This is a genomic window from Rathayibacter sp. VKM Ac-2926 (assembly GCF_022815565.1).
GTDB classification, from domain to species: Bacteria; Actinomycetota; Actinomycetes; order Actinomycetales; family Microbacteriaceae; genus Rathayibacter; species Rathayibacter festucae.
The window spans coordinates 274594-287714 of sequence record NZ_JALGRS010000001.1; the positions used below are offsets into that span (position 1 = coordinate 274594).

The following is a 13121-nucleotide window of genomic DNA, read 5'->3' on the forward strand; positions in this document are numbered from 1 at the left end:
ACCGAGCAAAGGATGATCATGACCGACGACGTTCAGATCCGCTTCCTCTTCGACAACCTGGCTCCGACGGAGTTCCGCGAGCTGCAAGAGCTCGCCGAGCGTTCAGGCGGTGAGGGATTCGCCCCGCCAAGTGATGAGCAGCATCTCTTCCCGCCGGCGATCGTCATCGTCGGAGGGATCGTGGTAGTCGCCGCCGTCCTGCGCTTCTGGCGCCAGAAGCGCGGTGGCCAGTACATCGACACGACCGTCACTCCCCCGCGGTCCTGGTTCGACAAAGATCTCGACTTCCGCCGGACGATCGTCATCAAGCAGGACGGCACGGTGACGATCGAAGTCGACGACAAGCCTGACGCATGGGACCGCATAGTCGACATGCTCTCGAAGCTCTTCCCCTTCATTGGAGGTGGAAACAAGGAGACGCCGGCTGCCTCCGAGGGCACGGCAGAGGATCTCAAAGCGCAGATCGAGAAACTGTACGAAGCGGCGAAGCCGGGACCTGCCACAGTTCCGACGGTGACGGTACAGGGGAGCAATCTCTGACGGACGGTCGCTGGCACGAACGCGGGTCGCCCGCAAGTGGCAACGCGGGTTCCCGCGCTGTGGTCGCATGGAGGCCGGATGCCGCCGCTCGGGCGCCTCCCCGATGCGACAGGACCTGCATGCCCACGACCGCGAGCTGGCCGACGATCTTCGCCCTGCACGGGCTCGGCCTCAGCGGCCGCCTCTTCGATCCGCTCGCCCGCGAGCTCGCCGACGCGGCGGAGGTGGTGGCGATCGATCTGCCCGGCTACGGCGACGCGCGCGACGCCGAGGACGTCTCGCTCGAGGCGATGACGACCGCCGTGATCCGCACGATCCGCGAGCACGGCGCCTCGCGCTGGCTGCTCGTCGGTCACAGCATGGGCGGGAAGGTCGCCTCGCTGGTGGCCGCGCGCACGCTGTCGGGCCGCTCCGGACTCTTCGGGCTCGCGGGCGTCGTGCTGCTGGCCGGCTCGCCGCTCTCGCCCGAGCCGATGCCCGAGGAGAAGCGGAGCGAGATGCTCGGCTGGGTCGCCGACGGCCCCCTCGACGCGGAGCACGCGCGCACCTTCCTCGAGCAGAACATCGGCGGTGACCTCCCTGCCGCCGAGGACCGGCAGGCGCTCGCCGATCTGCTCCGCTCCTCCCCCGCCGCCTGGCGCGACTGGCTGGAGACCGGCAGCCGCGAGGACCGCACGGACGTCGCCGATCTGCTCTCCGCCCTGCCCGCCCTGCTGATCGCGGGCGGCGAGGACGGCGACCTCGGCGCCGACGGCCAGCGCGCGACCAACGCGCATACCTACCCGCGGGCGAGCCTGGTCGAGCTGCCCGGCGCCGGCCACCTGCTGCCGATCGAGCGGCCGGTCGAGGTCGCCGCGGCGATCCGCGCCTTCTGGACCGACGAGGCCGGCACCGGACCGGCCGTGCCCGTCGACGTCGCGGAGACGATCCGCTCCAGCCGCACCACCTCCCGGATCCGCGCGCTCTTCGCCGAGCGCCTGCTCGCGGACGACCCGGCGTACGCGCCGAAGGCGCTCACTCCCGCCCAGCTGACGACGCTGCGCGCCGTCGCGGACCGGGTGGTGCCGCAGGACAGCGGCGACAGCGCCGCCCCCGGCCGGATCGACCTCGCCGCCCGCGTCGACGCCCAGCTCGCGGCCGGCCGCGGCGACGGCTGGCGCAACGCCGACCTGCCGAGCGACCCCGAGGCCTACCGCCTCGGCCTCGACGCGCTGGCCGGAGTCGACGGCCTCTCCCCCGAGGAGCAGGACGCGCGGCTCGAGGCGCTCGGCACGGAGCCGCTCGGCGCGTTCAGCGCGGAGCAGGCGAAGGCCTGGTTCGAGGACTGCCGCAACGACCTGGTCCGGCAGTGGCTCGCGCACCCCGCGAGCCTGGCGCGCATCGGCTTCGACGGCTACGCCACCGGCGGCGACGCCCTCCCGCTCCTGGGCTTCACCGCCCTCGGCGCCGACGCGCACGACACCTGGGAGCCCCGGACACGGGAGCCCGGCGCCGGCGAACCCGGCAGCCCGCAGACCAGCACGAGGACCCCCCGATGAACACCACCGGCATGCGCCGCTACTCCCCCGACGAGGTCGTCGACGCCGTCGTGATCGGCACCGGCGCCGGGGGTGCGCCGATCCTCGCGACCCTCGCCGCGCGCGGCCTGCGGGTCGTCGCGCTGGAGGCCGGGCCGCACTTCGATCCGCTGACCTTCACCGCGGACGAGACCGAGGCGACCGAGATCAACTGGATGGAGGAGCGCCTCAGCGGCGGCAGCACGCCCACCGCCTTCGGCCCGAACAACAGCGGCCGCGGCGTCGGCGGCTCGACCCTGCACTGGGGCGCCTTCACCCCGCGCCCCGACCCGCGCGACCTGCTGCTGCGGACCGAGTCGGGCCTCGGCCGCGACTGGCCCGTCACGCACGCCGAACTCGTGCCCTACCTGGAGCGGGCGGAGGCGACGATCGGCGTCTCCGGGCCGGCGGACTACCCGTGGGACCCCTCGCGCCGCTACCTGCAGGCGCCGGTGGACCGCAACGCCTCCGCCGAGATGATGCTGCGCGGCTGCGCGGCCCTCGGCATCCGCGCCACCGACGCCCCCGCCGCCGTCCTCAGCACGGGCCGCGACCAGGAGGCGCACGGCGAGCGCGCCTCCTGCCGCAACTGCGGGCAGTGCCACCAGGGCTGCCGCACCGGCGCCAAGGGGAGCATGGACACCTCCTACCTGCCGCTCGCGGTGCGCGACGGCGCCGAGATCCGCGCGGAGTCCTTCGTGCACGGGATCGAGCTCGACGCGGCCGGGAAGGTCAGCGCCGTCCTGTACACCGCGGACGGGGTCGAGCACCGGCAGCGCTGCTCCGCCCTGTTCCTCTGCGCGGGCGGGGTCGAGACGCCGCGGCTGCTCCTGCACACCGGCGTCGCGAACAGCAGCGGGCTGGTCGGCCGCAACTTCCTCGCGCACGGCGCCACCCAGGTCTGGGGCACCTTCGACGAGGAGATGCGCGGCTACCGCGGCTACCCCTCCTCCGTGATCACAGAGGACACCGTGCGCCCGGCCGACGCCGACTTCGCCGGCGGCTACCTGATCCAGAGCCTCGGCACGATGCCGCTCACCCAGGCGACCTCGTTCGTCCGCGGCGCCGGGCTGTGGGGGCCGTCGCTGATGCAGGCGCTGGACGACTACCGCTTCCTGGCCGGCGTCGGCATCAACGCGGAGTGCCTGCCCTCGGACGACAACCGGCTCGTGCTGACCGACGAGCTCGACGAGCACGGGGTGCCGAAGGCGCGGATCACCTTCTCGCCGGGCTCGAACGAGGAGGCGATCGACAAGCACGCGATCCGGACGATGACGGCGATCGTCGAGGCGGCGGGCGCGCGCAGCACCCGCGTGATCGCCCGCACGGCGCACACGCTCGGCACCTGCCGGATGGGCACCGACCCGGGCGACGCGGTGGTGGACGGCGACGGGCGCAGCTTCGACGTGCCGAACCTGTTCGTCTGCGACAACTCGGTCTTCCCGAGCGCGGTGATCGCGAACCCGGCGCTACTGACGGTCGCGCTCGCGCTCCGCACGGCGGACCGCTTCCTCGCGGTGTAGGCGGGCGTCCCCCCTCCCGCGAGATGCCACTTGTGCACGCTTTCGTCGGCGTGTCGCGTACTCAAGTGGCATCTCGCGGAGGGGATCAGGGGACTTAACACATCGGAAACGCCTCAGAAACCGCACAGCATCTGAGCGGGGTTGGGTGGGAGGACACCCTCACCCGATGGAGCCCGCATGCCCCTGTCCCGGCCGTCCACCCGCACCGCCCGCCGCGCCCTCGCCCTCGGCGCGGCGCTCGCCGCCACCCTCTCGCTCGTCGCCTGCTCCGGAGCGAGCGACGCCGCCTCCGGAGACGGCGGCGACACGGTCACCGTCACCGTCGGCACCCTCCGCGGCCAGCCGCACTTCTACCAGCCGTTCCTCTACGAGCAGTTCGCCGAGGAGGGCGTCGAGTTCGAGGTGATCACCCTCGACACCACGCCCGCGCTCAGCGACGCGCTCGTCGCCGGGACGATCGACTTCGCGATCTCGGGTGTCACCCCGACCATCGCCTCGATCGCGCAGGACCGGGACCTGAAGATCGTCGCGTCTGCCGCGGACGGCGGCTCGGGCTTCCTCGGCGGCGAGGGCATCTCCTCCGTCGAGGACCTGGCCGGCAAGAAGGTCGGCTACATCCAGGGCAGCGCCCAGGAGGTCGCGCTGCGCTACTACCTCGACCAGGCTGAGCTCACCGACGACGACCTCGAGCTGATCACGATCCCGGTGCCCGAGATGGCGTCCGCGTTCACCAGCGGCTCGATCGACGCGTTCTTCGGCGTCGAGATCGGCGTCTCGATCGCGGAGGCGGCCGGCGGCACCGAGATCGCCGACCCGTACGCGACGCCGATCGGCCGGGTGAACATCGGCCTGGTCACCACCGGCGCGATGATCGAGGAGCAGCCGGAGGTCGTGCAGAAGGTCGTCGACACCCACGCCGCGACGACCGCCTACATGGCCGAGAGCGTCGACGAGTGGCTGCCGGACATGATCGCCGAGTTCGGCGGCGACCAGGAGGTGCTCGAGTCGGCGCTGGAGAACTTCTGGCTCCGCTCCGACCTCAGCGAGGAGTACCAGGGCCAGCTCGGCGCGCTCGCGACGCAGATGCAGGAGCTCGGCTTCATCGACTCCGCGCCCGCGATCGAGGACGTCGTCGACACCTCGTTCGCGCCCGAGGCCTGAGCGGTCGGCCGATGACCACCACGACGCGCCCCGCCGAGGCGGCGACCGCCACCGAGCGGCTGTCAACCGTCCGGCGCCGGCGCCGCCCCGGGCGCAGCGGCTGGACGACCTTCCTGCTGGGCCTGCCCGTCCCGATCCTCTTCCTGCTGCTCTGGCAGTTCGGGCGGGCGGGCGAGTGGGAGCTGCCGTTCGGCATCCGGATGGCGTTCCTGCCCTACCCGGGCGACGTGCTGGTCTCGCTGATCGACTACGCCGTCGCGGGCTTGCGGGACGACGCCTTCAGCGGGCTGCTCTGGACCGACCTGGCGGCGAGCGCCGGCCGCGTCTTCGGCGGCTTCGCGCTCGCCACGGTGCTCGCGGTGCCGCTCGGCGTGCTGATGGGCCGGTACTACGCGATCAACTCGCTGTTCGATCTGTTCATCAACCTGTTCCGGCCGGTGCCGGCGACGGCCTGGGTGCCGCTGGTCGCGCTGCTGATCGGCTACGGCGACCAGGCGTCGATCTTCCTGATCACGCTGTCGGCGTTCTTCCCGATCGTGCTCGGCACGATCAGCGGGGCGCGCCAGGTGCCGCCGCGGCTGATCGAGGCGGCGCGGATGCTGGGCACGTCGCGGGCGGGCGTGCTCGTCCGGGTGGTGCTGCCGGCCTCCGCCGCCGCCATCGTGAACGGCATGCGCATCGGCCTCGGCCTCGCCTGGGTCGTGCTGGTGCTCAGCGAGACGACGGGCGTGAGCACGGGCCTCGGCTCGACGATCTTCCTCGCGCGCGACGTGGTGCGCACCGACCTGATCGTGGTCGGGATGATCTGCATCGCGATCGCGGGATTCGCCTCCGACCGGCTGCTCCTGCTCCTGTTCCGCGTGCTCTTCGGCCGCCGGCCGCTCGTCAAGTGAGGACCCGATGACACTCTCCGCCGCCACCTCTGCTCCCGCCCGCACCGCGGACGTCCACGTGCTCGATCTGGCGAAGCGCTACGACACCGCCGGCGGCGGCGTGCTCGCCATGGCCGACGTCTCGCTCGACGTCCGCTCGGGCGAGTTCGTCGCCGTGGTCGGCGCGAGCGGCTGCGGCAAGTCGACGCTGCTGCGCATCCTCGCCGGATTCGAAGAGGCGACCGAGGGCGTCGTCGAGGTCGGCGGCCGGGCCGTCTCGGCGCCCGGCCCCGACCGCGGCGTGGTCTTCCAGGACTACGGGCTGTTCCCGTGGCTGAGCGTGCGAGAGAACGTCGCGTACGGTCCGCGGCGGAAGAAGCTGGCGAAGGCCGCGGCCGCCGAGGTGACCGACCGCTTCATCGAGGCGGTGGGGCTCACCCGCTTCGCCGATCGCTTCCCGGGCGAGCTGTCCGGCGGCATGCAGCAGCGGGTCGCGATCGCGCGGGTGCTGGCGAACGAGCCGTCGGTGCTGCTGATGGACGAGCCGTTCGGCGCGCTCGACGCGCTCACCCGCTCCGATCTGCAGGTGGAGCTCAAGCGGATCCACCGCGAGACGGGCACCACCGTGCTGTTCGTGACGCACTCGATCGAGGAGGCGGTCTACCTCGCCGACCGCGTCGTGGTGATGACCGGCGGCGCCTCGCACGGCGTGCCCGGGCACATCAGCGAGATCGTGACGGTCGACCTGCCCGGCGAGCGCGACGTGACGTCTCCGGCCTTCAACGCCTGCAAGCGCCGCATCTCGGAGCTGGTGCACGCGCCGGCCTGACGCTGCGCCGCGAGATGCCACTTGTGCACGCTCTCCTCGGCGTGTCGCGTGCACAAGTGGAATCTCGCGGAGGGGGACGGGGGAGGCTTCGGGGACCGTCTGAAGGAGGAGTCGTCGTGACCAGCACCGATCGCGCAGGCCGGATCGCCAGGAGCGCCCTCGCCGGGGTGCTGCTCGTCAACGCGGTGCCGCACGGCGTCGCGGCGCTGCAGGGGCGGAGGTTCCCCTCGCCGTTCGCCACGCCGCCGGGGCGCGGGCTGTCGTCGCCGCTCGTGAACGCGGGCTGGAGCGCGGCGAATCTCGTCGCCGGGCTGGCCGCCCTGCCGCGCCGCAGGTCGAGGCGCGCCGCGATCGTCGGCGCGGGCGCCATGGGCGTCCTCCTCGCCGCCTACTTCGGGAGCCTCGACCTCGACTGACGTCCTCGCTCCCCCGCGAGATGCCACTTGTGCACGCTTTCCACGGCGTGTCGCGTGCACAAGTGGCATCTCGCGGCACCGCGCAAGGGGCTCCTCCGCCCGGACCGTTCCCGCAGAAGGGGGGTCCGCGGATCGCTGAGAACGGGCGCACGGATGTGACCGCTCCTGTCACGCTAGGAGCCGGCCCGTTCACGTCGTCCCGAAGGGAAGCGATGCCCGTTCTCCAGCTGGTGCTCTACCTGGTCGACGATCCCGAGCAGAGGGCGCACGCCTGCACGTTCCACGGTGATCGCCACAAGCTCGCCCACGACCTGGAGACGCGGCAGTTCCTGCCGGTCGCGCGCGGGCCCGAGCAGTACAGCGTGGTCGCGGTGAACCGCATCCAGCGCGTCGAGTTCGAGCGTGTCGACGCGGACGCGCAGCCGCTCTCGGACACCGTCGCCTGCTAGCTCCGGCGCAGGAGAGCGGATCGTTACCCGGTCGCCGGCTCCCGCGCGGGAGGATGGGCGGTGGGGGACGATCCGCGACCCCCGTCGTCCGCTTCTCCGGGGGTCCGCCATGCCCGTCCCGTCCCGCTCGCTCCTGCGCACCGCCGTCGCGGGCACCGCCCTCGCCCTCGGCGTCGGGACGGTCCTGAGCGGCTGCGTCTCCTCCGACGAGCCCGTCGCCCAGCCGGCCGCGACGGTGACCGCCACCGAGACCGTCACCGCGACGCCGGCCCCCACCTCGACCCCCACGCCGACCGCGACGCCCGCGGTCGCCGCGAGCCTGCTGATCGGGCCGACCTCGTTCTCGCTGGTGGACGCCACCGGCGCACAGCTGGGCAGCTGGGCGTACCGCGACGGCACCGGTGCGGTCGCGGCGCTCACCGAGGCGTTCGGCAGCGAGCCGGCCGAGTCCGACGACGTCCCGTACGAGGGCTACCGCAGCCGCGCCTACACCTGGCCGGGCTTCGTCCTCCGAGACACCGACGTCTACGACGCCGGCGGGCCGGAGCTGACGTACCCGGAGCCCGACTTCCTCCTCGAGGCCACGGCCGCCGCCGTCGGCGATGTCGCCATCAGCACTCTGGGCGGCGTCGCGGTAGGTGACGCCACCGCCGAGGTGGCGGCCGAGCACCCGGACAGCACCACCGACGGCGCCCCCGGATCCTTCCTCTTCGACACGACGCCCGTCGGCACCCTCGAGGGCTACGAGCTGACCAACACGGTGGGAGCGATCGCGGAGGACGAGGTCACCGTCTCGAGCCTGCGCGCGCCGTTCGTCAACTGGGGCGTCTGAGGAGTCACTCGCAGGCGGTCGCGCTCAGCAGTCGCGGGCGCGGAAGCGCAGCGCGGTCAGCGCTGTCGAGTGCCAGCCCTGCTGACCGTCGTGCTGGCTCAGGGTCAGCGTGCTCCCCGAGGGGAGGACGTCGAACGCGAAGGTGTCGAAGCGGGGGTCGTTGACGAGGACGGGCTCGAAGGAGGTGCTGCGCCGGAACGGGTCGGCGACCGTGCCCGTGCCGACTCCCGGGTCGGAGCCCTGGGCGGAGATCGAGGTCGGCGCGAGGCTGAAGCCGACGGTGGTCCACCAGCCCGCCACCCAGGGCAGCGAGGGGTCCGAGAGCGACGTGATGTTCTGGAAGGTGAGCCGGACGTCGAGCGGGTCGAACGGCCGCCCGTCCGCTCCGAAGAAGCGGAAGGTCAGCGTCTGCGAGTCGGAACCGGGCGACGGGGTCTGCGTGAGTGCCCCGGCACGACGCTGGTTCAGCAGGAGCGTCCCGGGACCGAACGCGCCGGGCTCACCGGCGCGCGCGACCGTCTCGCTCGGCGGCGGACCGGTCTCCTCCCCGATCCACACGGAGCCCTCCCCGGTCAGATCGAAGCTCCGGCCCTGCGACTCGGTCGTGGTGCCCGGCGCGAGGACGGACGTGATCCGCACCGTCGACACCGCTCCCCCCGGCGAGATCGCGGTGAGCACGGTGGGGTCGCTCGCGACGCTCGCCGGCGGGAACACCGTCGTGCTGAAGCACGGGGCGGGCGAGGCGGCGGCGAGCGGGGCGGCCACCGCCGCGCTGACGACGGGGACGCCCCACACGGCGCTCGCAGCGACGCTGCGCCGGGTGGGGCCGTGCGGGTCGGGGCGGTGCTGCGACATGCGGGATCCGTTCCGTGAGACCAGGCGTGCGGCCGGAATCCGACCGGGCACCCCGGCAGCGTAGGAGCAGCGGTCCCCAGAGTGCGGCGTTCCCCCTCCGCTGGCGCGGAACGAGCGCTCAGCAGTCGCTGGAGCGGAAGCCGAGTCCCGTGATCGCGCTGCTGTGCCAGCCCTGGAAGCCGCCGAACTGGCTGTAGACGAGCGAGCTGCCGGACGGGAAGGAGCGGAACGTGAAGGTGTCGTAGCGCGGCGCGAGCGGTACAGCCCGCTCCCCGGCGGTGGCGCGCCGGAAGGGATCGGCGATCGTGCCGGCGCCGACTCCCGCCGCGCCGCCGCGCGAGGAGATCGACGTGGGCGCGACGCTGAAGCCGACGGTCGACCAGGACTTCAGCGCCCAGTAGAGCCCCAGGCTGGTCGCGTCCGACGAGATGTTCAGGACGGTGAGCTGGACGTCCGTCGGGTCGAACGAGTTCCCGTCGGCGTCGAAGAACTCGAAGATCAGCGTCTGCGAGTCCGATCCCGGCGTCGGCACCTCCGGAACGTTCTCGGTCGTCGTCGAGACCCGCCCGGCGCGACGCTGGTTCAGGAGGAGCAGCCCGGGCTCGTAGAAGCTCAGCGGCACCTCGTTCGCGAACTGGAATGTTCCACCGGCGTACCACGCGGTGCCGTCCTGGGTCAGGTTGAAGCTCCTGGGGTCGGTCGTGGGCGTGGTCGTGGTGTCCGCCGCCAGGACCGAGGTGATGCGGACCGAGGTCGACGTGCCGGTGGGCGAGGTCGCGGTGAGGGTCAGCGGATTCAACGACATGCTCGACTGCGTGAACAGCGTCGTGCTGGTGCAGGGCAGCGTCGAGGCCGCGGCGAGCGGGGCAGCGACCGCCGCACCGACGACGGGGATGCTCCACATCGCGCTCGCGGTCACGGAGCGGCGCGAGGGACCGGAGGAATCGGAGGGGTGAGTGGACATGGCGGATCCGTTCTGAGAAAGGGTGAGGACGAGCTGGAGCGACTCGTCGGGAGTCGAGACAGGCGCACGGTGGTAACGCTGTCATCACTGCAGGAAGCCTCAGTGAATCGCAGTCGCACCGCCCGGCGCACGCCCCCCGTCCGCGCCACGCGCGTCCGGCGCCGCCCCCCACCGCTCCGGGAAACCCGGGAGAGGACCCGGCGGATCCGTTCAGCGAGGGCACGAACCGGCGAGGAGCGGCTGACCGACACGGCAGCTTAGGCCCGTCGACTCGAGAAGGCGAAACTGCCTCACTTCTGGCGCGGGACGTCGGTTCGAGCAGGGCGATCAGCACGGCGGTCGACGAGCCGGCGCCGCGCCGAGTGCGCACGGGGCTGCCTGCGAGGATCTCGATACGCCCACTCCGTGGGCTACTCGATCAGCATGATCGAGCGCCGGCGGCCGGCTCGCAGCCGCGAGCAGGGCGATCGGCATGCTGGTCGAGCAGCCCCGCAGGGGAGCCTGCATGCTGGTCGAGTAGTCCCGCAGGGGCGTATCGAGACCCACCCACCCCGAGGACGCCGGGCCCCCTCCCGGGCGGCGGGCACGGGCGCGCCCGACCCCGTGGCTCAGCGACCGCGCGTGGACGCGCGCTCGACGAGCTCCGGCGCGAAGACCCGGCGCCGGTCGACGACGCCGTCGCCCTCGGCGGACACCACCTCCTGCAGCAGGTCGACCGCCGACGCGCCGAACGACTCCTGCGGCGCCCGGATCGAGCTCAGCGGCACGATCGAGGCCTCCGCGTACTCGATGTCGTCGTAGCCGATGAGGGCGATGTCCTCGGGCACGCGGATCCCCCGGCCGATCAGGACCTGCTCGAGGCCGATGGCCAGGAGGTCGTTGACGGCGAAGATCGCGTCGGGGCGGGCGGCGGGCTCCCGGTCGGCGATCGCCTCGCCGACCTCGTGCCCCTCCGCGATCACGCGGTGCTGCACGTCGATCATCTCGAGGGTCGCGCCGGGCACCGCGGCGACCGCGCGGCTGGCGCCCGACAGGCGCTCGCCGACCTGCTGGATCGACAGCGGGCCGCCGACGAAGGCCAGGCGGCGGCGGCCGAGCGCGAGCAGGTGCTCGGCCGCGAGGCGCCCGCCGAGCACCTCGTCGATCGAGACCGAGGGCTGGGTCTCGGCGGCCGCGTGCCGGCCGACGAGCACGGTCGGCGTTCCGCGCGAGCGCACCGAGGCGAGGCGGTCCTCGATCGAGCCGTGCGACGCGACCAGCATCCCGCGCACCCCGTGCTCCTCGAACAGCTCGAGGTAGGCGTCCTCCCGCGAGGTCTCGCCGCCCGAGTTGGCGAGGAACAGCGACAGCCCGAGCTCGGCCGCTCGCCGCTCCGCTCCCTCCGCGATCATCGCGAAGAAGGGGTTGGACACGTCGGGCGCGATATAGGCGATGGTGGAGCTCTGCCCGAGCCGGAGCTGGCGGCCGGCGTTGTTGCGCACGAAGCCCAGCGCCTCGATCGCCTCCTGGATCCGCTTGGCCTTGGTGTCGGAGACGCGCGCGGGGTGGTTGAGGAAGTGCGAGACCGTCCCCATCGAGACGCCGGCGGCGGCGGCGACGTCGCGGATGCCGACCCTGGTCATCGCTGTCTCCTCGTGCTGGCGGGCGCCGCGACGGGGCGTCGGACGAGCTTCGATGCTCTCACGCGCCGCTCCCTACTCGCGGAGCGGCGACTCCGCCGGCGACTCCGGCAGCGGCGACTCCGGCGGCGACTCCGGCAGCAGCGGCTCCGGCAGCGCGACGCCGTGCGCCTCCAGCGCCTCCGACACCACCTTCACCGCGTTGAGGGCGCGCGGGAAGCCGACGTACTGCACCGTGTGGATGACCGCCTCGACGATCTCCTCCGCCGTCGCCCCCGTGTTGACGGCCGCGCGGGTGTGCCCCCGGAGCTGCGCGTCCACCCCGCCGAGCGCCGTGAGGACGCCGAGGGTGATCAGCTCGCGCTCGCGCAGGGTGAGACCCGGCCGCGAGTTGACGTCGCCGAAGTTGAACTCGAGGCCGTAGCGGGCGAGGTCCTGGGCGCGGCCGCGCTGCAGCGCGATCAGGCCGTCGGCCTTGCCCTCGCCGTAGACGGCGTCGAAGGCGGCCCGGCCGCGGGCGAGGCGCTCGGGGTCGGGGGTGGGCTGGGTCATGTCGGAGTCTCCTGGGATCACTAGATCGAGTGTCCGCCGTCGAGCGGCAGGATCACTCCGGTGATGTTGACGGCCGCCGGCGACGCGAGGAACACGATCGTCCGGGCGAGGTGCTCGGGCTCGCCGAGCAGGCGCGACGGGATCTGGTCGAGCAGCGCCGCGCGCCGCTCGGGGGTGTCGTTGTCCCGGCCGGGCGTGCGCTGCGCGCCGGGCGCGAGCGCGTTGACGGTGACGCCCTGGTCGGCGACCTCGATCGCGAGCGCCTTGGTGAGGCCGACGACCCCGGCCTTGGCGGCAGCGTAGGCGGTCGCCCCGCGGACGAGCCGCCCCCCGGCGACGGCCGCGACCGAGGCGATGTTCACGATCCGGCCGGAGCGCCGCTCGAGCATGGCGGGCAGCACGGCGCGGGTGACCGCGAAGACGGTGTCGAGGTTCCGCGACATCTGGGTGCGCCAGGTCTGCTCCGTCATCTCGTGGAAGAACGAGACCGCGCCGCCGCCGGCGCCGTTGACCAGCACGTCGATCGCGCCGTCCTCCTCGATCACGGCGCCGAGGGCGCGCTGCACGGCGTCGAAGTCGGTCAGGTCGACCGCGACGGCGCGAGCGGCCCTGCCCTCCTCGCGCACGCTCCGGGCGACCTCCTCCGCTCCCGCCGCGTCGAGATCGACGACGACCACGTCGGCTCCCGCGCGGGCGAGCTCGCGGCAGACGACCCGTCCGAGCGCTCCCGCGCCACCGGTGACCAGGGCGCGCTGCCCGTCGAGTTCCATGCGATGTCTCTCCGATCCTCGTCGTGCGCCGCTGAGCGGCCATCGGGCTCCAGCGCCCGGACGACGGCTTCATCGTTCCGCAGCTTTTGAAACGTGTCAAGACAGTCTTGACAGCTCGCACACCCGTCGCTAGCCTCCTGAATTGTAACGTTTCAAACAATGCCCGCTCGGCATGGCCCGTTC

At 72.8% G+C, this 13121-nt stretch carries 14 protein-coding genes; 9 read left to right on the forward strand and 5 right to left on the reverse strand.

Features of this window, described 5'->3' with window-relative positions; translation table 11 throughout:
- Positions 1 to 18: 18 nt before the first annotated feature.
- The 9 genes from MT351_RS01380 (at position 19) to MT351_RS01420 (ending at position 8178) form a co-directional block, all read left to right on the forward strand.
- Positions 19 to 540, forward strand: a complete 522-nt coding sequence (locus MT351_RS01380; RefSeq protein ID WP_243581066.1) for a hypothetical protein — start codon at positions 19 to 21, stop codon at positions 538 to 540.
- Positions 541 to 659: 119 nt separating this feature from the next.
- Positions 660 to 2078 (forward strand): alpha/beta hydrolase, encoded by a 1419-nt coding sequence (locus tag MT351_RS01385; protein ID WP_243581067.1) that lies wholly within the window; start codon positions 660 to 662, stop codon positions 2076 to 2078.
- A complete protein-coding gene (locus MT351_RS01390) occupies positions 2075 to 3619 on the forward strand; it encodes a GMC family oxidoreductase (RefSeq protein ID WP_243581068.1) in 1545 nt (514 codons plus the stop codon). Before MT351_RS01385 ends, MT351_RS01390 begins: the two co-directional genes overlap by 4 nt.
- A 177-nt stretch (positions 3620 to 3796) precedes the next feature.
- Complete coding sequence (locus tag MT351_RS01395) at positions 3797 to 4780, forward strand: ABC transporter substrate-binding protein (protein ID WP_243581069.1); 984 nt, start codon at positions 3797 to 3799, stop codon at positions 4778 to 4780.
- 11 nt (positions 4781 to 4791) lie between these two features.
- Positions 4792 to 5673 carry an ABC transporter permease gene (locus MT351_RS01400; RefSeq protein WP_243581070.1) on the forward strand — a complete coding sequence of 294 codons (882 nt, stop codon included), beginning with the start codon at positions 4792 to 4794 and terminating at the stop codon, positions 5671 to 5673.
- Between the two features lie 7 nt (positions 5674 to 5680).
- A complete protein-coding gene (locus MT351_RS01405; protein WP_243581071.1) occupies positions 5681 to 6481 on the forward strand; it encodes an ABC transporter ATP-binding protein in 801 nt (266 codons plus the stop codon).
- A gap of 116 nt (positions 6482 to 6597) precedes the next feature.
- A complete protein-coding gene (locus tag MT351_RS01410) occupies positions 6598 to 6897 on the forward strand; it encodes a hypothetical protein (RefSeq protein WP_207901598.1) in 300 nt (99 codons plus the stop codon).
- 212 nt (positions 6898 to 7109) lie between these two features.
- Positions 7110 to 7346 carry a hypothetical protein gene (locus MT351_RS01415; protein ID WP_123444746.1) on the forward strand — a complete coding sequence of 79 codons (237 nt, stop codon included), beginning with the start codon at positions 7110 to 7112 and terminating at the stop codon, positions 7344 to 7346.
- Between the two features lie 109 nt (positions 7347 to 7455).
- Positions 7456 to 8178, forward strand: a complete 723-nt coding sequence (locus MT351_RS01420; RefSeq protein ID WP_243581072.1) for a hypothetical protein — start codon at positions 7456 to 7458, stop codon at positions 8176 to 8178.
- A 24-nt stretch (positions 8179 to 8202) separates the two neighbouring features.
- Here MT351_RS01420 and MT351_RS01425 read toward each other — a convergent pair whose 3' ends face one another.
- The 5 genes from MT351_RS01425 to MT351_RS01445 all read right to left on the reverse strand — a co-directional run bounded on the left by MT351_RS01425 (position 8203) and on the right by MT351_RS01445 (position 12938).
- Positions 8203 to 9033, reverse strand: coding sequence for a hypothetical protein (locus tag MT351_RS01425; protein ID WP_243581073.1), 831 nt, complete (start codon positions 9031 to 9033; stop codon positions 8203 to 8205).
- A 118-nt stretch (positions 9034 to 9151) separates the two neighbouring features.
- Positions 9152 to 9997 (reverse strand): hypothetical protein, encoded by an 846-nt coding sequence (locus MT351_RS01430; RefSeq protein ID WP_123734785.1) that lies wholly within the window; start codon positions 9995 to 9997, stop codon positions 9152 to 9154.
- 608 nt (positions 9998 to 10605) lie between these two features.
- Complete coding sequence (locus tag MT351_RS01435; RefSeq protein ID WP_123731891.1) at positions 10606 to 11619, reverse strand: LacI family DNA-binding transcriptional regulator; 1014 nt, start codon at positions 11617 to 11619, stop codon at positions 10606 to 10608.
- 72 nt (positions 11620 to 11691) lie between these two features.
- On the reverse strand, positions 11692 to 12168 hold the full coding sequence (locus MT351_RS01440) for a carboxymuconolactone decarboxylase family protein (RefSeq protein ID WP_243581074.1): 477 nt from the start codon (positions 12166 to 12168) through the stop codon (positions 11692 to 11694).
- Positions 12169 to 12188: 20 nt separating this feature from the next.
- A complete protein-coding gene (locus MT351_RS01445) occupies positions 12189 to 12938 on the reverse strand; it encodes an SDR family NAD(P)-dependent oxidoreductase (RefSeq protein ID WP_123701526.1) in 750 nt (249 codons plus the stop codon).
- Positions 12939 to 13121: the final 183 nt, after the last annotated feature.